Here is a 23705-nt window from a genome sequence, read left to right as displayed (position 1 = left end):
GTGTGCGTCTGCGTGTGCGGGGCGGTGGTGGCGGCGGTGGTGTGTTGCGTGGGTGGTGCGGCGGTGCTGCGTGGGTGGGGGTGTGCGTCAGTCGTCCGTGACGGTGGGGTCGACGACGCGGACGCCGAAGTGGGCGGTGAGGGCGGCGCAGGCCCGGCAGGGGGCGGCGAAGCTGCCGTGCAGGGGGTCGCCGTCCTCGCGTATGCGGCGGGCGGTGAGCTTGGCCTGCTTGAGGGCTTTGCGGGCTTCGCCGTTGGTCATGGGTTTGCGGGTGGCTCGTTTGCTGCGGGCACTGTCGGCGGAGGCGATGTGCCGTGAGATGAGGATGGCCTCGGCGCAGCGGCCGGTGAAGCGGTCGCGCTGTCCGCTGGGCAGGGTGTCGAGGAACTCCTGGACCAGCGGGTGCAGCGGAGGCGGCTGGTCGCCGCGGGCCGCGGTGCCGGTGAGGGTGGCGCCGCGGACGGAGAGGGCGGCGGCGACGGTGGGCAGGATGCCGTCGCGGCGGTGCCGGAGAGCGGGCGCGGGAGGTATTTCGGCGCTGCTCCAGCCGATGCGGGGGTCGCCGTTGGTGGCGCCGTGACTGGCGCCGGGCATGGCGGTGTGCGGTCCCGTCTGTGTGACGTTCATGATCGTCTTCCCCTCCCGGGCATCCCCCCGAAAGTCACAGACTGCCAAATCCCGTGGCGGGTGCGGAAGCTGGGGCGGTGCGACACGCCCGGGTTTGGGCACGCTGTCACGGCAGGGTGACGGCTGGTCACGGAAGCGGAGGCCCGGTGACCGGGGTTCGCGTACCGCATAGGCTGTCGGCACCGCGATGGGCGCGGTCGACGCGTCTGGGACGTGGGAGACACAGCCGGATACGGGCCGTGGCGCGCTTTTGGGGTGCGGTTTCGGTTCGTACAGAGTGCCGCAGGGGGCAACCGTCATGACGACAGGTCGGCTCGGGCTGGGGGCACCGCCCAGCCGCCAGGCCGGAGGACAAGCCGCGCCGCCGAACTCGGCCTACGCCGGGCAGGTCGTGCATTTCCCGGATCCGGTCCGGGCGGCACGTCACCCGAGAGGGGTACGTGTCGACGAGCACGGCTACCCCGATTTCTCGCCCTACGCGCGCGCGGCGGCGGAGATCGCGGACCCGCCGGAGGGCTTCGGCGTCGACGAGTTGCGGCTGACGGACTACGTGTCGGCGAACGCCGTGCTGTCGGCCTCGGGGCATGAACTGTGGGACACGGTGCCGGCGGTGGCGACACCGCACGGCTGGACGTGGCATCACGTGGCCGGGTCGCGGCGGCTGGAGTTGGTCCCGGTCGAGGTGAAGGCGTTGCTGCGGCATCACGGCGGGGTGGCGACGGCCCGGGTGGACCAGGGCAAGCGGGGCACGCGTCCGTTGCAGGAGACGCGCCCGGCCCATGTCGGGCTGCCCAAGTCGGGCGTGGCGGTGTCGGAGTCGCAGGTGCAGGGCGTCGAGGAGGACCTCGGCTACCGGTTGCCGGGTGCGTACCGCTCCTTCCTGAAGGCGGCGGGCGGGTGCGCGCCGATGGGTACGGCGCTGGACGCCGAACTCGGTCTGCTCCTCGACCAGCCGTTCTTCACGGTCCGCGACGAGGCGGCGGTCAACGACCTCGTGTACGTCAACAAGTGCCTGCGCGACCATCTGACCAAGGACTACCTGGGCGTGTGCTTCGTGCAGGGCGGTCTGCTGGCGGTGAAGGTGAAGGGCGACCGGCTCGGCTCGGTGTGGTTCTGCGCGTACGACGACGTGCGCGACGTGGATCCGTCGTGGTCGCCGGCCGAGCGGGTGGAGCGGCTGCTGCTGCCCTGCGGTGAGGACTTCGACGTGTTCCTGTCCGGACTGGCGGGTTCCCCGCCGGAGCTGGAGACGGTGGCGAACCTGATGGTGGACGGCGGTTTCGCCCGTGCCGTCTCTGTTGGCTCGGGGGAGTGAGTTTCGGCATGGTGACGTTCGCGCAGGCGCAGGAGCGCGCGGAGGAGTGGATCAACGGGGACGTGCCGGCCTACCAGCACCGCGAGGTGCGGGTACGGGAGTTCGGCCTCGGGTTCGTGGTGTGGGGCGAGGACCGTGCGGAGGGCCCGCGTTCGGACGCGGGCGGGCAGCGGCTGGTCATCGCCCGGGACAGCGGCGACGCGACGCTGTGGCCGGCGCTTCCGGTGGGCGAGGTGATCCGCCGGTACGAGGAGGAGTACGGCCGTGAGGCGGAGGTCGCCGACGCGGTACCGGCGCCCGCGGCACGGGTCGACCTGAACCAGACCTCGTTCCTGTTGAGCCCGCCGGAGTGGCTCCAGGAGGCGGCGGACAAGCTGGGTATTCCGGATCGGCGATCGGGGGGTGACGGGGCGTCGGCCGAGGGGGCGGCCGGGGGGTCCGGGGCGGGTTCGGGTGTGGGTTCCGGTGTGGGGGTCGGGGCGGGCTCAGGTGTGGGTTCCGGTGTGAGGGCCGGTGCGGGTTCGGTGGGGCCGGGGACGGGTTCCGTCGGGCTTGCGGAGACGCAGGCGGGGGTGCCGGCAGGTGCCGGTGGGGCTGGTGCTGGTGGGGTTGGTGCCGGAGTTGGTCCGGCAGGGGGGAGTGGGGCTTCTTGGCCGGCGGCCGGGGGCGGTGCGGGTGGCGCGGGAGTGGGCGCGGGCGCGGGAGCGGCTGCCGGGGCGCAGGGTGCGCCTGGTGCGCCGGGCGTGCCCAACGTGCCTGCCGGCGCGACCCCTTGGGCGGGCACCGACACGAACGCCGATGCCGGTGAGGACCGTTCCGTGCCGTTGCCCGCGACGGTGTTCGCGCCGCCGCTGAGCGACTCCGACGACGGTGTGCTGGGGGATGCCCAGACGGCGCTGATGGCGGGGGGCAGCCAACTGTCGCGCACGGCGGTGTCTCCGGCGCTCGACGAGGCGAGCGCGCCGGGCGTGCAGGGCGCGCACGGTGTGCAGGGTGGTGTATCAGGGGCGCCCGGAGCTGCTGGTGCGCCGGGCGTGCCAGGTGTACCCGGGGCGCACGGTGCGGCCGCCGCGCCCGGCGCGCCGCAGGACAGCACGCCCCCGCCGCCTCCGCCGGGCGCCCCGACGTACGGCTACCCGCAGGGGCCGGCGGCGGCTCCGGGCACGCCCGCGTCGGGCGCGTCGGCCAATCCGCCGGCGCCCGCGGCTCCGCCCGCGCCTTCCTACGGCTATCCGCAGGGCCCCGCCGCCCCGAGCTACGGCTACCCGCAGGCGCCGCCCGGCGCTCCGGGCACGCCCCGGCCTCCGGCGGGTCCGGCCGCGCCGAGCCGCCCTCTGGCACCGAACGCCGGTGACATAGCGGACGCCGCGACGAGCCGGGCCGCACCTCCTCCGCGCAAGGCGCGCGGCGCGGCCGGTGCGCCGCCGCCTCCGCCGGGCGCCCCGGGAACGCCGGGCGCACGCCCGGGAGGCCCGCCCCAGCCGCCCGCGCCGGGTGCGTCGGGTGCGCCGGCCGACGGGTACGCACCGACGCAGATGGTGTCGGCGTTGGGTCCCGAGGGGCCTGGGGGTCCGGCGCAGGCGCCGGGCGCGCAGACTCCGCCGGGCGCCCCCAACCCGCCCGGTGCGCCGGGCACTCCGGGTGGCACGCCCCCCGGCGATGTCCATCGGTCGGACACGATGCTGGCCGACCCGAGCGGGATGCGAGGGAGCGCGGGCGTGCCTCAGCCTCCGCGAGCCCCGGGCATGCCGAATCCGCCCGGCGCTCCTGGAGCACCGGGCGCCCCGGGTGTACCCCCAGCGCCCGGCGCACCGCCGCTGTCGCACGCCCCGGGTGCACCTTTCGCCCCGGGCGCACCGCACGCCCCGGGCGCCCCCGGCATGCCTCCCGCACCTGGTGCCCAGGGCTCCGCCGGTGGCGCGCATGGGGCGGTCCACCACGCGGAGACCGTGTTGGCCGCGCCTCCGGTAGGCGCCTCGGGCGCACCGCTGCCGCCACCCGCCCCCGGCGTACCCGCGGCCCCGGGCGCCCCCGGAATGCCGCCGGGCGCCCCGCAGATGCCGCCGCCGGCGCCGGCCGGTGCGATGCCGCCGCCCGGGCAGCCCGGGCCGGGGCAGCAGCCGCCGGCGTACGGCTACCCGCAGCAGGGGCAGCCGACCGTGGGCCCCGGCTACCAGGCGGTGCTGCGTTACCGTGCGCAGGACGGTTCGGAGCAGCAGCTGATCCGGCGTTCGGCGCCGGGGACGCCGCACCCGGAGTGGCAGATCTACCACGAGCTGCGGGCGATGAACGTGCCGCCGGACCAGGTGCTGGAGCTGCACACGGAGCTGGAGCCGTGCGAGCTGCCGGGTGCCTACTGCGCGCGGATGATCCGGGAGCAGTGGCCACAGGCGCGGCTCGCGAGCATCGCGCCGTACGGGACGGATCACGCCAGCCGGCAGCAGGGGATGCGGCAGTTGCTGGCGCACCAGGGCGAGCTGCACCAGGTGGCGGCGGGTCCCGCGCGGCCCGCGCCAGTGCGGGCGCCGTTGCCGCAGGTCCAGGCGGCGCCGCCGATCCCGCCCGAGGCGATCGCGCAGGAGCTGGGAGCGGCGTTCGGGCCGGGCGTGTTCCGGTTCGAGCAGGCGGCGGTGTCGCGGCAGGGTGTGCCGCCGATCGTGGCGCACACGCTGGTCGCGGCGGGACTGCCGCTGGACATGGGACCGTTCTTCTGGGCGCAGGCCCAGCCGGGCCGTCCGGTGCCGACGCTGGCGGAGCTGGCACAGGAGCGCGGGGTGCAGCCGGCGCCGGACGCGGGGTCGTACCTCGTGATGGGCACCGACTTCGGCAAGGCGGTGTGTGTGCAGTACGGCACCGCCAACATCGTGGCCGTGCCGGTGGAGGCGGGGCCGGGCGGGGCGTCAGTTCCGCCGCAGTTCGTCAACACCGGGCTGCCGGAGTTCGCGCGCTGTCTGGCGCTGCTGGGCCGGATGTGGCGGCTCAGGTTCGGCCTGAACCAGGAGCAGGCGGGCCGCTGGACCGTGGACTTCCAGGCCCAGTTGGCCTCCCTGGACCCGGCGGCGCTCGGTTCGCCGGAGAGCTGGTGGTCGGTGCTGCTGGAGCAGATGTGGGACGGCCTCCTGTAGCGCGGCGGTAGGAACGACCGGTGGGGGCCGGTCCGGTCGGGTGACCGGACCGGCCCCCTCGCGCGTGTGCACGCCTGGACCCGGGGCCGGGTCGGGCGGCGACGCTGGGCCGGTACCGCGACCACGGGCGCGCGGCTGTGCGTTCGCGCCCCTTGGTGCTCTCGTGGGCCTCGATACGACACGCGACGCTCCGGCCGTGACATGTCTGCGGAGTGTCGCGTTATGAACACTTACGCCCTATCCATCAAGATGTGCGCGAAATCATCATTTCGTGCGGGTCCGGCGGAGAGGGGTTCCAGGGTGAGCAGCGCATCGATGTCGCCGTACGGCTTCGTGACCGTCCGGGGGCGTGGTTACCGCCCCGAGCAGATCGACGCGTTCCTGGTGGCGCTCTCGCTGGACAGGGACGCCGCCTGGGAGCGTGCCGCGCGGCTCACCGTGCTCGCCAAGGAGATGGAGGCGGAGGCCGTGCGGATGCGTGCCGTCGTCGAGCAGCTCCCGCCCCAGACCTACGAGACGCTCGGGGACCGCGCGCAGCGGGTGTTCCGGCTCGTGGTGGACGAGGCGTCGGCCGTCCGTGAAAACGCCCGGCGCGCTCTGACCGACGGGGTTGTGCAGGCGGAGACGTGCGCCGAGAACGAGCGCTGTGCGGCGCAGGAAGAGGCGGACGCGCTCCGCGCGGACACCGAGGAGCGTGCCCGTCAGTTGCTTCTCGCCGCGCGTGCCGAGGCCGACGAGATCCGTATCGGCGCTCGGCTGGAGGTGAAGGAGATGCGCGGTGAGGCCCTCGCGGCGTTGCGCGAGGTGCGGCAGCGCACCACGGGGATGCTCGCCGAGCAGGCCAAGGAGCACGCCGAACGCTGGATCGCGGCGGAGGACGAGGAGGCCGCGCGCGCCGCCGAGGCCGATGCGGAGATGGCCGACCGCATCGCCCGCGCGGAGGCCGCCCTGTCCGAGGCGAAGCGGGCCCTGGGCGAGGCGGAGGAGTGGCAGCACCGTTCCCAGGAGGCGGCCCGGGTGCGTGCCGACGAGATCCTCGCGGAGGCGCGGGTCCGTGAGGAGCGCATCGCGCGGGAGACCGAGCGGGTGCTGCGCGAGCACGGGGAGACCTGGGACGACGTACAGGCGCACATGGATCACATGCGCGACAGCCTCATGACCCTGACGGGGCGCGCGACGGCCGACTAGCGCGCCGCCCCCGCCCTCACGCCCCCCTCACGCCTCCCCCCTCACGCCCCCGCCCGCAGGCCGCCGGCCCAGCCCGGCCTACCGCACCCGTTCCGCTCAAGCCCCCCGGCGCCCGGCTCCCGCGAGGATCCAGCCCTCCACCGCCTCGTACTGTCGGCGCTGTTCCGCCGCCCCGCGCCGGCCGGAGACGACCGTCCCCAGCCAGCCCAGGAGGAAGCCGGCCGGGATGGAGACGATGCCGGTGGTGGTGAAGGGGAACCAGTTGAAGTCGGCGTGCGGGAAGGCGGCGCCCGGTGAGCCGGAGACAAGGTTCGTGCCCGGCATCAGGAGGAGCACGGTGAGGGTGCCGCCGAGGAGGGTGCACATCAGGCCGGTTCGGGTGTAGCGGCGCCAGAAGAGGCCGTAGACCAGGGCGGGGGCGAGGGCCGAGGCGCCGAGGCAGAAGGAGAGGGTGGCCAGGGGCTGCAGGCTGTGGTGCTGGACCAGGGTCGCCAGCAGGATCGTGGGGACTCCTATGGCGAGCGCGCAGACGCGGGCGAGTTTCATCTCGCGCCGGGCCGGTGTCTCCTGGGCGCGGGTCGCGAGGACGTCGTGGGCGAGGGAGTTGGCGCAAGCGAGGATCATGCCGGCGACGGAGGCGAGCAGGGTGAGGAAGATCGCCGTGGTGACGGTGGTGAAGAGCAGGGTTCCCGCCGTCGAGACGTCGGCTCCGAACGCCGCGCGGGAGCCCAGCAGATAGGCGGTGTTGCCCTGCGGGTCGGCGGCGGTGATGGCGGTGCGGCCGACCAGGGCGGTGGCGCCGAAGCCGACGACGCTGATGATCAGGACGAACAGGGCGACGCTCGACACGGCCCAGGACATCGAGCGGCGGACCTGGCGGGCGCCGGCGGCGGTGTACATGCGCATGGTGATGTGCGGCAGGCAGGCGCCGCCGAGGACGATGGTCAGCTCCGAACTGATCATGTCCAGCCGGGGGTTGGGCCCGGCGGCGAACTGGAGTCCGGAGTGCAGGTAGGCGGTTCCGGCGCCGCTGCCCCGGGCCGCCGCGGTGAGCAGCGCGCCGGGATCCCAGTCGAAACGGCGCAGGATCAGCAGGGCGACCACCGTGCCGGAACCGAGCAGCATCACGATCTTCAGGATCTGGATGAGGGCGGTGCCCTTCATGCCGCCGATGGCCGCGTAGCTGATCATCAGCGCGCCGAGGCCGATGACGCAGCCGGTCTGCACGGACTCGTCGGAGAAGCCGAGGATGAACGCCATCAGCTGGCCGGCGCCGGCGAGTTGGACCAGCATCAGCGGCAGCAGGGCGGCGATGGTCACCGCGCAGGCCGTGATCCGCACGCACCGGCCGGGCATCCGCCGGGCCAGCGCGTCGCCCATGGTGAACCGGCCCGCGTTGCGCAGTGGTTCGGCCAGCAGGAACATCAGCAGCATCAGCGACAGCGCGGTGCTGAGGGCGAGGACGACGCCGTCGTAGCCGCACAGGGCGATCACGCCGCCGGTGCCGAGGACGGTGGCCGCGGAGATGTAGTCGCCGGCGATGGCCAGGCCGTTGCGCAGCGGGGAGAGGGAGCCGTAGCCGGTGTAGAAGGCGTCGAGGTCGTCTCGGTCCGGGCCGGTCAGTACGCACAGCAGGAGGGTGAGCGTGGCGACGGCGGTGAAGGCGACCAGGGACACCAAGGACATGGACTGCGCGGAGTCGCTGAAGCCGGTCACCGCGCGGCTCCTCGCCGGGCGTCCAGCTCGGCCGTTCTGCGGATGCGGTCGGCGAGCGGGTCGACGTGGCGGCGCGCGGTGTGCTCGTACAGGGCGATCGCCAGCCAGGTGACGGGCAGTTGGAGGAGGGCGAGGAGCAGGCCGGCGGGTACGCCGTCGGCGACCGTGCTCGTCATCACGCGCGGGGCGAACGCGGACAGCATCAGGAACAGGGTGAAGTAGCCGAGCGCGGTGAGGGTCGCGGTGCGCCGCTGGAGGCGGTAGGCGCCGCGCAGCACCCGCAGGTCGCTGTGGTGGCCGACCGGCTCCCGGTGCGGCACGTGACGGGGCTTCGGCGGCTCCGGCGGCAGCGGCTGCCAGGGGTAGGTGAGGTACGACGGATCGCGCGGGGAAGGGTCCTGGGACATCCCGGTGCTCCTTGCGTGGCTCGGGTCCGTGGCGGCGGACCGCAGGGAGAGGAGGGAGCGGGGTCACGCACCCTACTCGCAAGTAGCCGGGGCTCGCGGTGTTTTTCGCCAACTGGCCGACCGGTATGCGCTTACTGGACGAGAGGGCGTCTGACCTCGGGTGTTACCCGCGTTAACCGAGGGGTGGGCGTCGGTTCCCGGGGACCGTGTTGACGCAGGGTCAGGCGTCAGTCGGTGAGGACCGGGAAGCGTCGCGGTGCCACGAACAGCAGGACTAGGAACGCCAGTGCCGCCGCGCACGCCGCCCCGAAGTACACGGCGTGGACCGCGTCGGCGATCGCGTGGCGGGTGGACTCGGAGGCGGTTCCGTCGTCCAGTGCGCGCGTGACGGAGTCGAGGTCGCCGGCGCCGCCCAGGTGGGCCGCGAGCACCCCGTTGGCGATCGCGCCGAACACCGAGGCGCCGATCGTCTGTCCGGTCTGCCGGCAGAAGAGCACCGACGCGGTCGTCGTGCCCCGCTCCTCCCAGCCCACCGTCGACTGCACGCCGACGATCAGCGGCAGCTGGAACAGGCCGAGCGCACCGCCCAGCACGAGCATGAGCAGCGTCGGCTGCCAGGCGGCGCCGGGGTAGGGCAGGAAGGGGAAGGCGAACAGGACCAGCGCGGCCGCGCCGATGCCGAGCAGCGCGGTGTCACGGAAGCCGATGCGCCGGTACACGTGCTGGCTGAAGGCCGCCGAGATCGGCCAGCTCAGCGTCCACACCGACAGCACGAATCCGGCGGCCACCGGCGCGAGGCCGAGGACCGACTGCGCGTAGGTGGGCAGGAACACCGTGGGCGCCACCATCAGCAGGCCCAGCGCGCCGAGCGCGAGGTTGACGGCCGCGATCGTGCGGCGGCGCCACACCCAACCCGGGATGATCGGTTCCGCGGCCCGGCGCTCGATCCACATCACGAGCCCCACCAGCGCGAGCCCGGTGGCGAACAGCGCGCACGACGGCGCGGACCACCACGCCCACGCCACCCCGCCCTGCACGAGCGCCGTCAGCAGCACGCCCCCGCACGCGAAGACCGCCAGCGCGCCCGCCCAGTCCACCCGCGGGGGCGTGCGTGGCGCGCGCTCCGGCTCGTGCAGATGACGCACTATCAGCCAGAGCGCTGCCGCGCCGATCGGCAGATTGACGAGGAAGATCCACCGCCAGTCCGCGTATGTGGCCAGCACCCCGCCGAGCCCCGGTCCGGCGACCGCGGAGACCGCCCACACCGTGGACAGCTTGGACTGGATCTTGGGGCGCTCCTTGAGCGGGTACAGGTCGGCCGCCAGGGTCTGCACGGTGCCCTGCAGTGCGCCCCCGCCGAGGCCCTGCACGATCCGGAACGCGATCAGTGCGGCCATGTTCCAGGCGACCGCGCACAGCAGCGACCCCAGTAGGAACACCACGGCCCCCGCGACCAGTACCGGCTTGCGGCCGAAGGTGTCGGAGAGCTTGCCGTACACCGGCAGCGTCACCGTCACGGCCAGCAGGTAGCCGGAGAACAGCCAGGAGAAGACGGAGAACCCGCCGAGGTCGCCGACGATCTGCGGTACGGCGGTGGAGACGACGGTGGAGTCGAGCGCGGCCAGGGCCATCGCGAGCATCAGGGCGGCCACCACGGCCCCCCGCCGGCCCGTTCCGGCATCGCGCCCGGCCGCGCGTATCGCGGGTCTGGTGTTCTCCACGCCGGATCCTCTCCCCATGCGTTCCCCTTGCATCTATGTCGCGTGCGACAGCTTCCCATCCGCCCCGACCTGGCGGGAGAGCGCATCCGCTTGACCCTCACGCGCGGAGAGGGGGGAGGCTGACCGCGCCGAAGGGTGGAGCCGGACCCGGAGAAGGACTCCACTCGGCGGTGGACTTCCCCTAGGGGGTTCTCCGTACTACGGCTCGGGGAGGGTTCGTACCGCCGGAGGAGGAGACGGCGCCCCTGCCGTCCTTAACCTGGCTTTACGCCGCCGGGGGGCGGTTGACCGAACCGGCGGGGGTGGGGTTTACCCCCCGGGAAAGACGGGGCTTCGCACCAGCGCGGAGCGACGCCGTGCACCGCGAGACTCATCGTCGTACCAAACGCTTCCCAAACGCTTCGCAGCGGAGCGCGGCACCTCGCTGTTCATTCGCTGACCGACTTAGGAGACATACCGTGACATCGGCTGTGACCATTCCCAGGCACGGGGGTACTGGAGGGCGTACGGCCGTTGCCGCGCGGGCGCGGCAGGTCGTCAAGGCGTACGGGTCCGGAGAGACCCGTGTCGTCGCTCTCGACCACGTCGACGTGGACATCGCGCGGGGCCAGTTCACCGCCATCATGGGCCCCTCGGGGTCCGGCAAGTCCACCCTGATGCACTGCCTCGCCGGACTCGACACCGTGACGAGCGGTCAGATCTACCTTGACGAGACCGAGATCACCGGCCTGAAGGACAAGAAGCTCACGAAGCTGCGCCGGGACCGGATCGGGTTCATCTTCCAGGCGTTCAACCTGCTGCCGACGCTGAACGCGCTGGAGAACATCACGCTCCCCATGGACATCGCCGGGCGCAAGCCCGACAGGGAGTGGCTGGGGCGCGTGGTCGACACCGTGGGGCTCGCGGACCGGCTCAAGCACCGTCCCACGCAGCTCTCGGGCGGTCAGCAGCAGCGCGTGGCCGTGGCGCGCGCCCTCGCCGCGCGCCCCGAGATCATCTTCGGTGACGAGCCGACCGGAAACCTCGACTCCCGCGCGGGCGCGGAGGTCCTCGGCTTCCTGCGCAGCTCCGTCGACGACCTGGGGCAGACGATCGTGATGGTCACGCACGACCCGGTGGCCGCCTCCTACGCGGACCGTGTGCTCTACCTCGCCGACGGCCGGATCGTGGACGAGATGTTCAAGCCGACCGCGGACACCGTCCTGGACCGCATGAAGGACTTCGACGCGCGGGGGCGTACGTCATGACCGTCATGAAGACCTCCAGGCGCAACTTCTTCGCGCACAAGGGACGCATGGCCCTGTCGGCCGTCGCCGTGCTGCTGTCGGTGGCGTTCGTGTGCGGCACGCTGGTGTTCACCGACACGATGAACACGACGTTCGACAAGCTGTTCGCGGCGACCTCGTCCGATGTGACGGTCAGCGCCAAGGGCGCCTCCGACACCGGCGAGACGACCTCCGACAACGGCAAGCCGCCGGTCATGCCGGCCTCGGTGGTCGCCAAGGTCCGTGCGGCGGACGGCGTCAAGGCGGCCGAGGGGACGGTCTTCTCGACGTCCGTGACCGTCGTCGACGCCGAGAAGGACAGCCTGTCGCCGTCCAGCGGGGCGCCGACCATCGTCGGCAGCTGGAACTCCAACGACGCCCGCACCATGAAGATCACCTCCGGTGCGGCGCCGGAGAACTCCGGCCAGGTCATGGTGGACGCCGACACCGCCGACAAGCACCACCTCGGGCTCGGCGACGAGATCGGCGTGATCAGCGCGGTCGGCACGCACACCGCGAAGATCTCCGGCATCGCCGACTTCACCGTCACCAACCCCGGTGCCGCGATCTTCTACCTGGACACGAAGACCGCGCAGCGCACGCTCGTCGGGCAGAGCGGTGTCTTCACGAACGTCAACGTGACGGCGGCGTCCGGTGTCACCGACGCGCAGCTGAAGAAGAACGTGACCGGCGAACTCGGCGCCGGCTACCAGGTGCAGACCGCCAAGGAGACCGCCGACGCGAACCAGAAGGACGTCGAGGGCTTCATGAACGTCATGAGGTACGCGATGCTCGGCTTCGCCGGGATCGCCTTCCTGGTCGGCATCTTCCTGATCATCAACACCTTCTCGATGCTGGTCGCCCAGCGCACCCGCGAGATCGGCCTGATGCGGGCCATCGGCTCCAGCCGCGGCCAGGTCAACCGGTCCGTGCTCGTCGAGGCGCTGCTGCTCGGTGTGGTCGGCTCGGTCCTCGGGGTCGGCGCGGGCGTCGGCATCGCGGTCGGGCTGATGAAGCTCATGGGCTCGATAGGCATGCACCTGTCGACCAGCGATCTGACGGTCGCCTGGACGACCCCGGCGCTGGGCCTGGTCCTGGGGGTCGTCGTCACCGTCCTGGCCGCCTACCTGCCCGCGCGCCGCGCCGGCAAGGTCTCCCCGATGGCCGCGCTGCGCGACGCGGGCGCCCCCGCCGACGCCAGGGCGGGCCTCGTACGCGCCCTGCTGGGCCTCCTGCTGACGGCCGGCGGCGGCTGCGGCCTCTACCTGGCCGCGGAAGCCGACAAGGCGTCGCAGGGCGCCGCCTGGCTGGGCCTCGGCATCGTGCTCTCGCTGATCGGGTTCGTCGTCATCGGCCCGCTGCTCGCGGGCGCCGTCGTACGGGTCCTGGGCACCGTCCTGCTGCGGATGTTCGGCCCCGTCGGACGCATGGCCGAACGCAACGCGCTGCGCAATCCGCGCCGTACCGGTGCGACGGGCGCCGCCCTGATGATCGGGCTCGCGCTGGTCGCCTGTCTCTCGGTGGTCGGCTCCTCCATGGTCGCCTCCGCCACCGACCAGCTCGACAAGACCGTCGGCACGGACTTCATCATCCAGTCCGACAGGGGCCAGCGGATCACCCCGCAGGCGGTGAAGGCCGTCAAGGACACCCCGGGGCTCGCGCGGGTCACCGAGTACCGGGTCACCGAGGCCGACTACACCACCCCCGACGGCAAGACGCTCAAGGACACCGACATCACGGCGGCCGACCCGACGTACGCGACCGACCTGCGCACCAAGACCGTCGCCGGAAACCTCGCGGACGCCTATCTGCCGGACTCGATGTCCGTGCACGACAAGTTCGCGAAGGCGCACGGCATCCACCTCGGCTCGAAGATCACCCTCAAGTTCAAGGAGGGGCGGACGGCCCGGCTGACCGTCCGGGCGATCACCAGCAGCGACGGTCTCATCGACGCCGGATCCAAGTACATGTCGATCGCCACGCTCGCCAAGTACGTGCCGGCCGACAAGATGCCGCTCGACGACCTGGTCTTCGCCACCGCCAAGGACGGGCAGCAGGACAGCGCGTACAAGTCGCTCAAGAGCGCGCTGCACGAATACCCGCAGTACACCGTGCGTGACCAGACCGACTACAAGGACGCGCTGAAGGACCAGATCGGCCAGCTGCTGAACCTGATCTACGGGCTGCTCGCCCTGGCGATCATCGTCGCGGTCCTCGGTGTCGTGAACACCCTGGCGCTCTCCGTGGTCGAGCGGACGAGGGAGATCGGCCTGATGCGGGCGATCGGTCTGTCGCGGCGGCAGCTGCGCCGGATGATCCGCATGGAGTCCGTGGTGATCGCCCTCTTCGGCGCCCTGCTGGGCCTGGGGCTCGGCATGGGCTGGGGCGCCACCGCCCAGAAGCTGCTCGCCCTGCAGGGCCTGAAGGTCCTGGAGATCCCCTGGCCGACGATCATCGGGGTCTTCCTCGGCTCGGCCTTCGTGGGCCTGTTCGCCGCACTGGTCCCGGCGTTCCGGGCGGGCCGCATGAACGTCCTGAACGCGATCGCGACGGACTGACGGGACCGAGACCGGACTGACGGGACCGAGACCGGACTGACGGGACCGAGACGGGACTGACGGGACCGAGACGGGACCGACTGAGAGACCACCGCATACGGGGGTTGCGGGGGATGGCCCGGCGCCGGGGAGTCTTGGGGGACTCCGCGGTGCCGGGCTTTTTGCCCGCGGGGGACGTCAGCTCGCTTCGAGCCGGTTCCAGAACTCCTCCGTGCCGGGGCGCGTTCCGTCGTTGGCGAGGATCGCGGCCGCGCTGCACTTCAGCCGGAGCCGGATCTTGCGCTCCCCGCTGGCCGAGAAGGTGTCGTCGTGGGCCAGCTTCGAGTCCAGAAGCTCGTTGACGAACCGCTTCCAGATGTCCGGGCCGTATTCGTGGGTCCACTTCAGCCGGGCGTCCTCCGGCTGGTAGTCGCTGCGGAGAATGACGGACTTCTCCACCCGCCGGACCATCGTCGTCAGATAGTGGCGTGCGGCCAGCACCCCGACGGGCGGAAGGTCGTCGTCCCGGTCCTTCGTGTCGGCGACCTCTGCCCCGTAACGTCGCAGGGCGTCGAGGATGTGTTCCCTGCGGTACAGGAACTTGTTGGGAAGCAGCAGTTCCACCAGATCGGAGTGGCGCACACCGCGCAACCCGGCGAGGTCCGAGGGCGAGCCGCTCACCCTGATCTTCTTGACACTGGTGTTGTCGAGCCGCAGGGTCCAGCCGCCCGACGCGGGCAGGACCAGCCCGGCCAGCTCGCATCCGACGATGCGTGTGTCCACGTCCTGAACCTTGGACAGGTCGAGTTCGTCGGCGAACACGGCGTTGTGTATGTCCGCGCTCGGCATACGGCCCGTCTCCTTGATCACGGCTCCCCACAGGGCGCCGAGGTTGGTGGCCGCGACGGTGGACTCGATCTGCTGCTCCGTGCGCTGGATACGGGGCGCGAAGTCAGCGATGGCGCGGGCGACCCGCCCCTGCCCGGCCGTGGCGACGACCCCCGTGACGGTGGCGGACCGCCAAGGGGACTGCTTGAGCATCCCCTGGAACACGGCGGCGTGTCCCTCCAGGAGATAGCTGCTCGCGGCGCCGGCCAGGAACTGGTCGAAGAACAGCTCGTGCTGGAAACGGAAACGTGAGGCGGACGTGTCGTCCGAAGCCGCCGTGAGTCCGCAGAGTACGGGCAGCCGCTGCTTGAGGTGGCGCCGGGAGGACAGCTCCTCCTCGATGGCGTACTGGGCCGCCTCCTGCAGCTCGCCGATGTCCGCCTCGCGCTCTTCATGGGTTGCCATGAACTCCGCGACGTATTCGAACATGCGCCGTAGTTCGGCGCTGGTCAGGAGGGCGGCGTCCCCCTGGCCGGTCAGCTTGCGCTCCTCGCGCGCCACGTACTTGTCGAGCAGTCGCTCGGCGAGCGCGTTGCTCTTTATCACTCGCTCGTCGGGGTTGAGCGTCATCTCCGCGAACGCGTGCGCGAAGAACGGCAGCCCCAGCAGCTGCCGGTCGGGCTCGGACAGCCGGTCCAGGCTCTCGCGCGGGACTCCGTACTCGTCCAGGAACGACGTGACGTCCTGGGGCGACCAGCGTTGCACCGTCGCCACACGGTGGCGCACGAAGGGCATTCCCTGCTCGTTGGCGCGCTCGACGCTGGAGCGGTACTGGCCCATGTAGTAGGAGGACCTGGCCGACACCACCACGACGCCCCGGCCGCCGAGCTCGTCCAGCCAGGGCCGTAGCGACCCGATCGCGTCGCTGTATCCCACGCCGCCCAGCAACTCGTCGAACCCGTCGATGAGCAGGGTCATCAACCCGTTGCGGCACAGTGCCTTGACGCCCTTGTCGGTGAGGTTCCGGGTCGACGCGACGGCGCTGTCCACCACGGTGCGGAGGCTGTCGAGCACCTGGCCGGTGGAGCGGACGTACAGGAACAGGGCCCGGTCCGAGGATTCACCCGCCTGCAGTGCCTGCTCGACCTCCAGAGTGCGGGTCTTCGCCGCGTCGAGCATCGCCCGCGTCTTGCCGATCCCCGCCTCGCCGTTGATGAAGACCACCTGCGTCTGGCCCCGGTTGGCCTGGAGGTCCTGGTCGACACCGTCGATGAGCGCGGCGAAGGTCTGGGGCGGCTCCTCATGGCTGCCGTCCATGTCGGAGACGACGACCTTGGCCATCCGGGTCGTGACGCGTTCCCGGGAGGCCCAGCCCAGGGAGTCCCGCTCCTCCTCCGCCAGCTGGCGCTCCAACTGCTCCAGCTTCTGCCGCAGACGAGTCGCGACCACCGGCCAGTTGGCCAGTGAGCGCAGATATTCGGTGTACGGGACCCAGTCCGACTCCGCCCGCCACTGACGGGTGTTGTTCGGGCCCAGCCGGAAGTAGTCCCGGCGGGGCTGGGTTCCCGTGCCCTCACCGGTCGCCTTGTCCCAGTAGAACTCGAAACCCTGGTCGTGATCGGCGTAAACGGGCTCGGAGTCGTCGTCGGCGAAGCCGTCGAGATCCTGCTCGACATCCTTGACGAAGTATTCCAGCGTGCCGTTCTCCGCCTTCTTCGCTTTGAGAAGGGGGTGCAGCGCCGACTGGACCGCTTCGTCGGAGGGAGAGCTGTTCACCGATCCGCCCCCGAAGCAGAGGAAGGTGGGGTGCGCGCGGGTGAACTTGGAGAAGAGGTGCCAGACGCCACGGGGCTTCACGTGGACGAACGGCCAGAGCGACACTTCGTCGCCGTCCCAGACGAACGACGGCCGCAGTTCTCCTGAGCCGCCCTCGTGCAGCACCAGTTCGGCAGGGATCAGGGACTCCGTGACCGCGTCCGCGATGGAGTGGACCAGCTCGTCCAGTGTGGCCAGCTCTGTTTCCCCGGCGGGCAGCGGCCCCCCGTGGCTGATGTGATCGCGCAACCGCTTCAGATCGCGCAGTTCCCTGGGGGCACCCGGAACACCCTGGTCGTAGAGGTCCAGGACCTTGCCGACGGCTCGGCCCACGTGGCCGGCCGGCACCGTCACGCAGTTGTCCAGTTGCTGACGGGCGCGCCGCAGGTAGCCGGTCCACTCGCCGAGGCCTGGGGAACGGCCGACGGGCGCGGCCGCCAGTCCGGCCGCCCGTACCGTCGCGGCGGCCAGCAGCGCCAGGAACCTCAGCTCGAAGTCCAAAACGGAGAAGCCTTCGTGGATGCTGCGCGGACTGCTTCCGGACGCGTACGAGGCCTCCATGAGCCGGAACACCCCGGCGGGAGTGTCCGGCGTCGGCTTCTCGGCCGGCGATTCCCCTGTGCTCTGCACCGATTCCCCCCGGATTCTGTGTGACAGTGCCACGCACCTTATCGATCGAGCCGGGACATCGCCCGACCTGTGGACAAGAACGGCGCCGGGGGAGTCCTGGGGGACTCCCCGGCGCCGGGTGTGTGTCTTCTCGGGCCCGGCCTCTCGACCGACCGGGCCGGGTGGCGGCCGCGGGCATAGGCTTCGGGGGTCCAGGGGCGGAGCCCCCTGGTACGGCCACCGAAACGCACGTGCCGCACAGGGCGACGGAGGTTATCCACAGCCCCGGCACACACCGACGCGTCGACGTACGCTGGAAACCCCCCGGTCGCAGCCCGCGCCGGGCACTTCGCGTTGCCCACCCCCCAACGAAAGCCGCCTGAATGAGCCTGCACGGTCTGCTCGACGCCGTCCTCAAGGACGCCGCACTCGCGGAAGCGATCAAGGCGGCCGCGGACGGCAACCGCATGCACGTCGACCTGGTCGGCCCCCCTGCGGCCCGCCCCCTCGCGGTCGCCGCCCTGGCCCGCGAGGCCGGCCGCCCCGTGCTCGCGGTCACCGCCACCGGCCGCGAGGCCGAGGACCTGGCCGCCGCCCTGCGCACGCTGCTGCCCTCCGAGGGCGTCGTGGAGTACCCCTCCTGGGAGACGCTCCCGCACGAGCGGCTCAGCCCCCGCAGCGACACCGTCGGCCGCCGCCTCGCCGTGCTGCGCCGCCTCGCCCACCCGAGCTCCGACGACCCCGAGACCGGCCCGGTCTCCGTCGTCGTCTCGCCGGTACGGTCCGTGCTCCAGCCGCAGGTCAAGGGCCTCGGTGACCTGGAGCCGGTGGCGCTGCGCACCGGGCAGAGCGCCGATCTGAACGACATCGTGGAAGCCCTCGCGGCCGCCGCCTACGCGCGCGTGGAGCTCGTCGAGAAGCGCGGCGAGTTCGCCGTGCGCGGCGGCATCCTGGACGTGTTCCCGCCCACCGAGGAACACCCCCTGCGCGTCGAGTTCTGGGGCGACGACGTCGAGGAGATCCGCTACTTCAAGGTCGCCGACCAGCGCTCCCTGGAGGTCGCCGCGCACGGCCTGTGGGCGCCGCCCTGCCGCGAGCTGCTGCTCACCGACGACGTCCGGGCACGCGCGCGTGCCCTCGCCGAACAGCACCCGGAGCTGGGCGAGCTGCTGAACAAGATCGCCGAGGGGATCGCGGTCGAGGGCATGGAGTCCCTCGCCCCGGTCCTGGTCGACGACATGGAACTGCTGCTCGACGTGCTGCCCAAGGGTGCGATGGCCGTCGTCTGCGACCCGGAGCGGGTCCGCACGCGCGCCGCCGACCTGGTGGCGACGAGCCAGGAGTTCCTGCAGGCCTCCTGGGCGGCCACCGCGGGCGGCGGCGAGGCGCCCATCGACGTCGGCGCGGCCTCCCTGTGGTCCATCGCGGACGTCCGCGAGCGGGCGCGCGAGCGGGACATGATGTGGTGGTCGGTGTCGCCGTTCGCCGCCGACGAGGAGCTTGCGGCCGACACCCTCAAGCTGGGCATGCACGCCCCGGAGACCTACCGCGGCGACACCGCCAAGGCACTCGCCGACACCAAGGGCTGGCTCGCCGACGGCTGGCGCACGGTGTACGTGACCGAGGGCCACGGTCCCGCCTCCCGCACCGTCGAGGTGCTCGGCGGCGAGGGCATCGCGGCCCGCCTCGACGTCGACCTGGGCGAGCTGAGCCCCTCGGTCGTGCATGTGTCCTGCGGCTCGATCGACTACGGCTTCGTCGACCCGGCGCTCAGACTCGCCGTCCTCACCGAGACCGACCTGTCCGGCCAGAAGGCGGCCGGCAAGGACGGCGCCCGGATGCCCGCCCGCCGCCGCAAGACCATCGACCCGCTCACCCTGGAGGCGGGCGACTACATCGTCCACGAGCAGCACGGCGTCGGCCGCTACATCGAGATGGTGCAGCGCACCGTCCAGGGCGCCACCCGTGAGTACCTGGTCGTCGAGTACGCCCCCGCCAAGCGCGGCCAGCCCGGCGACCGGCTGTACATCCCCACCGACCAGCTGGAGCAGATCACCAAGTACGTCGGCGGCGAGGCGCCCACCCTGCACCGCCTGGGCGGCGCGGACTGGACGAAGACCAAGGCGCGCGCCAAGAAGGCCGTCAAGGAGATCGCCGCCGACCTGATCAAGCTCTACAGCGCGCGCATGGCCGCCCCCGGCCACGCCTTCGCCGGCGACTCGCCCTGGCAGCGCGAGCTGGAGGACGCCTTCCCGTACGCGGAGACCCCCGACCAGCTGACCACCATCGCCGAGGTCAAGGACGACATGGAGAAGTCGGTCCCCATGGACCGCCTGATCTGCGGCGACGTCGGCTACGGCAAGACCGAGATCGCGGTCCGGGCCGCCTTCAAGGCCGTACAGGACGGCAAGCAGGTCGCCGTCCTCGTGCCCACCACCCTGCTGGTGCAGCAGCACTTCGGGACGTTCTCCGAGCGGTACTCGCAGTTCCCGGTGAGCGTGAAGGCGCTCTCCCGCTTCCAGACCGACACCGAGGCCAAGACCACCCTGGAGGGCCTCAAGGAAGGCGCGGTCGACGTCGTCATCGGCACCCACCGGCTGTTCTCCTCGGAGACCAGGTTCAAGGACCTCGGGCTGGTCATCGTCGACGAGGAGCAGCGCTTCGGCGTCGAGCACAAGGAGCAGCTGAAGAAGCTCCGCGCCAACGTCGACGTGCTGACCATGTCCGCGACCCCGATCCCGCGCACCCTGGAGATGGCGGTCACCGGCATCCGTGAGATGTCCACGATCACCACCCCGCCGGAGGAACGGCACCCGGTGCTCACCTTCGTCGGCCCGTACGAGGAGAAGCAGATCGGCGCCGCCATCCGCCGCGAACTGCTGCGCGAGGGCCAGGTCTTCTACATCCACAACCGGGTCGAGTCCATCGACCGCGCGGCCTCCCGGCTCCGCGAGATCGTCCCCGAGGCGCGGATCGCCACCGCCCACGGCCAGATGTCGGAGTCGGCGCTGGAACAGGTCGTCGTCGACTTCTGGGAGAAGAAGTTCGACGTCCTCGTCTCCACGACGATCGTCGAGTCCGGCATCGACATCTCCAACGCCAACACCCTGATCGTCGAACGCGGCGACACCTTCGGCCTGTCCCAGCTGCACCAGCTGCGCGGCCGCGTGGGCCGCGGGCGGGAGCGCGGGTACGCGTACTTCCTGTACCCGCCGGAGAAGCCGCTCACCGAGACCGCGCACGAACGGCTCGCCACCATCGCCCAGCACACCGAGATGGGCGCCGGCATGTACGTGGCGATGAAGGACCTGGAGATCCGGGGCGCCGGCAACCTGCTCGGCGGCGAACAGTCCGGGCACATCGCGGGCGTCGGCTTCGACCTGTACGTCCGGATGGTCGGCGAGGCGGTCGCGGACTACCGGCGGCAGCTGGAGACCGGGGCGATCGAGGAGGAGCCGCCGCTGGAAGTCAAGATCGAACTGCCCGTCGACGCGCACGTCCCGCACGACTACGCGCCCGGCGAGCGGCTGCGCCTGCAGGCCTACCGGTCCATCGCCTCCGCCAACTCCGAGGAGGACGTCAAGGCGGTCCGCGAGGAACTCACCGACCGCTACGGCAAGCTGCCCGAGCCGGTGGAGAACCTGCTCCTCGTCGCCGGGCTGCGGATGCTCGCCCGCGCGTGCGGCGTCGGCGAGATCGTGCTCCAGGGCACCAACATCCGTTTCGCTCCGGTCGAGTTGCGCGAATCGCAGGAGCTGCGGCTCAAGCGTCTGTACCCGGGGACCGTCATCAAGCCGGCCGCCCACCAGGTGCTGGTGCCCCGCCCGAAGACCGCCAAGGTGGGCGGAAAGCCGCTGGTGGGACGGGAGTTGCTGGGCTGGGTCGGCGAGTTCCTGGCGTCGGTGCTGGGGTCGTAGGACCGTCGGTCCCGGAGTCGCGGGACCGTTGAGGCGCGGCTTTTGTCGGATTCCTTGACACTGGCCGCGCCCACTCCCCATCGTTGACGCATCGGCGCCTGCCAGGTGCCCCGTTCATTCCCAGGGGGAGGAATGAACAGCGTCGTCTTCGGCAATCTCGGCGTCATACTCACCGACGGGCACGGCGCGCGCGTCACGCGCCTGCCACTGCGCCCGCCCGGCCCGGGGCCCGTCCGGCTCCCGCACGGACCGGGGGCCGGCCCGCCGCCGTATCTCGTGGGCCGCGCGCACCAGCTCGACCTGGTGCACAGGGCGATGCGCGAGCGCGGGGCGGTCGAGTTCACCGGGCCCTGCGGGGCGGGCAGGACCACCCTCCTGCGAAACGCGGCGGCCCTCGGCGGCACCTACACGCGCGTGGGCCGCACCGAACTGGAGGACCTGCTCCAGGACCTGATGCGCCAGTTCTACGTCTACCCAGGCCCAGGCGGCACCCGGCTCGGCACCCAGGAGTGCGCCCAGGCGCTCGGCAACGTCCAGGGAACCGTCGTACTCGACGACGTGCCCTACGGCCCGGAACACCTCGCGTACCTGCGGCGGGTGCTGCCGGGCTGCGCGCTGCTGACCGGTACCGATACCCCGGCGCTCGGCCCGCTCGGAACCTCGCACGCGCTGCCCGGACTGACCGAGGCCCCGGCCCTCGCCCTGCTCTCGCGTGAACTGGGCCGCTTCATACCGGACACGGAACAGGACGCCGTACGACGGCTGGTGGCCGCCGTCGGCGGACAGCCGCTGGCGCTGCGACAGGCGGCCGCCCTCGTCCGCTTCGACGGGCGCACCTTCGCCGACCTGGCCACCCGCGCGGAGTCCGACCCGGCGGTCCTGGACGAGCTGAGCATCTCGGCGGTGGGCCCCCAGGCCAGACGGGCGCTGGCGGTGCTCACCCTGGTCGGCGGCGTCCTGCTGCCCGCCGGCCTGCTCGCCCAGATGGCCGATCTCGCGTACGTCGCCGAGACCCTGGAGACGCTGGCCGCACGCGGCCTGGCCGAACAGCGCGAGGACCGCTTCGGGTTACCGGTCTGCAAGTCCGAGCCCTACCGCCGGATCCTCTACCGCTCCATCGGACTCGCCTCCGCCGTGCGCTCGCTGGCCGCCTGGCTCGCCTCCCGCGACCCGGCGGGCGAGGAGGCGCGCGGGGCCGCCGAGGCGGCGCTCGGCCTGCTCGGCATCGCCGCCGAACAGCGCGAGTGGCAGACGGTCGTCGAGATCGTCACCGCCCTCGAACGCGTGCTCTTCGTGCAGGGGCACTGGCAGGCCTGGCAGCAGACCCTCGCGCAGGGCATCACGGCGGCCCAGGCGGTCGGCGACCGGGCCGCCGAGGCGTACTTCACCCATCAGCAGGGCGTCCAGCACTTCCTGCACGACCGCACCGAGCACGCGCGGCGCCTGCTCCGGCGCGCACTCGACCTGCGCACCCAGTTGGGCGACACGGCGGGCGCGGCGGTCACTGCCGCCAACCTCGCCCTCCTGGAAGCCGCCCCGCCGGCACCGTCGCCGCCCGCTCCGCCGAGGAGGCAGGAGACCTGGCGGCGGGTGCTGACCGCGGTCGCCGCGGTGGTGGCGGTGCTGGTGATCGGCACGGTGATCGGGCGGGCGCTGGGGGGTGCGGGCGGCGGGGACGGCCCCTCGGGAGCGTCCTCCGGGTCCGCGGTGGACGGCGGGACGGACGGCGGGGCGGTGGGCGGTGACACGGCGGCCGGTGGGACGAACAGCGGGACGAGCGAGGGGACGAGCGACGGGACGGCCAGTGGTACGAGCCGGGGTACGAGTCTCGGTACGACCGTGGGGCAGACCACGAACGGGAGGAACGGGAGCACCACGACGGGCCGGACGACCTCGGGCAACGGCGGTACGCGCGTGACGCTCGCCGCGCCCCTGGTCAGCCCGTCCGCACATGACTTCGGCCTGGAGCACGTCGAACCGGCCGAGAACCCGGCGGAGTTCGACTTCACCGTCACCAATCCCAACAACCAGGCCATCGAACTCGGTTCCGTCGCCGCGCCGCAGGACTCCGGGTTCGCGGCCATCGGCAGCACCTGCCCAGACCGGCTCGCCGCCCGGGCCACGTGCACGGTGACCGTCGAGTTCTCACCGCCCAGGACGGGGCCCGCGAGCGGCGCCCTGACGGTCACCTCGGGGAAGAACACCGTCACGGCCGCCCTGACCGGCACCGGCTACGTCCACCTCACGGTCGCCCTCGTGGGCGCGTCCGACCGGCACGTCACCATCGACGGGGTTCCCGCCGACGCGGCCTGCGACGGCCCGGCCGACACGTGGAACTGCGAGTTCGACGTCACGACCGATGAGTTGGCCCTGACCGCGACCATCACCGACACCGGCTTCTCTTTCAAGGGGTGGTCGAGCCCCTGCACCGGCCTCTACAACCCCTGCACACCGGACCTCGCCGTCGACGCGACCGCCACGGCGACCTTCGGCCCGCCGATACTGCACTGACCGCGGCACGGCGCCTGTCCCGGGCGGTTTGGCGCGCCGCGGACCGGCAAGGCGTGCGGTACGGCGTACGGCCGTGGCGTGGTGTGAGCGGGCGCGAAGGCGTACCGCTCGGGCTTCTCCCGGT

At 72.1% G+C, this 23705-nt stretch carries 12 protein-coding genes; 7 read left to right on the top strand and 5 right to left on the bottom strand.

The window, feature by feature from the left end:
- Positions 1 to 87: 87 nt before the first annotated feature.
- Positions 88 to 627 (bottom strand): YwqJ-related putative deaminase, encoded by a 540-nt coding sequence (locus ACZ5K7_RS08935; protein WP_351706645.1) that lies wholly within the window; start codon positions 625 to 627, stop codon positions 88 to 90.
- A 298-nt stretch (positions 628 to 925) separates the two neighbouring features.
- Here ACZ5K7_RS08935 and ACZ5K7_RS08930 point away from each other — a divergent pair, with 298 nt between their 5' ends.
- The 3 genes from ACZ5K7_RS08930 to ACZ5K7_RS08920 all read left to right on the top strand — a co-directional run bounded on the left by ACZ5K7_RS08930 (position 926) and on the right by ACZ5K7_RS08920 (position 6255).
- The gene (locus tag ACZ5K7_RS08930) at positions 926 to 1942 is read left to right on the top strand and encodes an SMI1/KNR4 family protein (protein ID WP_351706642.1); all 1017 of its coding nucleotides are present in this window, start codon (positions 926 to 928) and stop codon (positions 1940 to 1942) included.
- 8 nt (positions 1943 to 1950) lie between these two features.
- A complete protein-coding gene (locus ACZ5K7_RS08925; RefSeq protein ID WP_468912077.1) occupies positions 1951 to 5067 on the top strand; it encodes an SUKH-4 family immunity protein in 3117 nt (1038 codons plus the stop codon).
- Positions 5068 to 5367: 300 nt separating this feature from the next.
- On the top strand, positions 5368 to 6255 hold the full coding sequence (locus ACZ5K7_RS08920; protein ID WP_450972859.1) for a cellulose-binding protein: 888 nt from the start codon (positions 5368 to 5370) through the stop codon (positions 6253 to 6255).
- Positions 6256 to 6351: 96 nt separating this feature from the next.
- Here the strand turns inward: ACZ5K7_RS08920 and ACZ5K7_RS08915 are convergent, their stop codons facing one another.
- From ACZ5K7_RS08915 to ACZ5K7_RS08905, 3 genes are all read right to left on the bottom strand, one after another.
- Positions 6352 to 7971 (bottom strand): sodium/solute symporter, encoded by a 1620-nt coding sequence (locus tag ACZ5K7_RS08915; protein WP_351706636.1) that lies wholly within the window; start codon positions 7969 to 7971, stop codon positions 6352 to 6354.
- Positions 7968 to 8378, bottom strand: a complete 411-nt coding sequence (locus tag ACZ5K7_RS08910; protein ID WP_351706633.1) for a DUF485 domain-containing protein — start codon at positions 8376 to 8378, stop codon at positions 7968 to 7970. Before ACZ5K7_RS08910 ends, ACZ5K7_RS08915 begins: the two co-directional genes overlap by 4 nt.
- A 227-nt stretch (positions 8379 to 8605) precedes the next feature.
- Positions 8606 to 10099, bottom strand: coding sequence for an MFS transporter (locus ACZ5K7_RS08905; RefSeq protein ID WP_468912074.1), 1494 nt, complete (start codon positions 10097 to 10099; stop codon positions 8606 to 8608).
- Positions 10100 to 10557: 458 nt separating this feature from the next.
- Here ACZ5K7_RS08905 and ACZ5K7_RS08900 point away from each other — a divergent pair, with 458 nt between their 5' ends.
- Together ACZ5K7_RS08900 and ACZ5K7_RS08895 are read left to right on the top strand one after the other, a co-directional pair.
- Positions 10558 to 11346: an ABC transporter ATP-binding protein gene (locus ACZ5K7_RS08900; protein WP_351706627.1), complete on the top strand. Its 789-nt coding sequence runs from the start codon at positions 10558 to 10560 to the stop codon at positions 11344 to 11346.
- Positions 11343 to 13922 carry an ABC transporter permease gene (locus ACZ5K7_RS08895; RefSeq protein WP_468912072.1) on the top strand — a complete coding sequence of 860 codons (2580 nt, stop codon included), beginning with the start codon at positions 11343 to 11345 and terminating at the stop codon, positions 13920 to 13922. The genes ACZ5K7_RS08900 and ACZ5K7_RS08895 overlap by 4 nt, the downstream gene beginning before the upstream one ends.
- Positions 13923 to 14099: 177 nt before the next feature.
- Here ACZ5K7_RS08895 and ACZ5K7_RS08890 read toward each other — a convergent pair whose 3' ends face one another.
- Positions 14100 to 17174, bottom strand: coding sequence for an NACHT domain-containing protein (locus ACZ5K7_RS08890; protein ID WP_468912070.1), 3075 nt, complete (start codon positions 17172 to 17174; stop codon positions 14100 to 14102).
- Between the two features lie 362 nt (positions 17175 to 17536).
- Between ACZ5K7_RS08890 and mfd the strand changes: the two genes are divergently transcribed.
- Both mfd and ACZ5K7_RS08880 read left to right on the top strand, forming a co-directional pair.
- Entirely contained in the window at positions 17537 to 21070 is a 3534-nt protein-coding gene (gene mfd / locus ACZ5K7_RS08885) for a transcription-repair coupling factor (protein ID WP_468912068.1), read from the top strand.
- Positions 21071 to 21202: 132 nt separating this feature from the next.
- Positions 21203 to 23581 (top strand): hypothetical protein, encoded by a 2379-nt coding sequence (locus tag ACZ5K7_RS08880; protein ID WP_468912066.1) that lies wholly within the window; start codon positions 21203 to 21205, stop codon positions 23579 to 23581.
- The last annotated feature ends 124 nt before the right edge of the window (positions 23582 to 23705 follow it).

The sequence above is a fragment of the Streptomyces sp. NPDC031497 genome (assembly GCF_055580905.1).
This window is presented reverse-complemented; position numbering and strand designations above follow the sequence as displayed.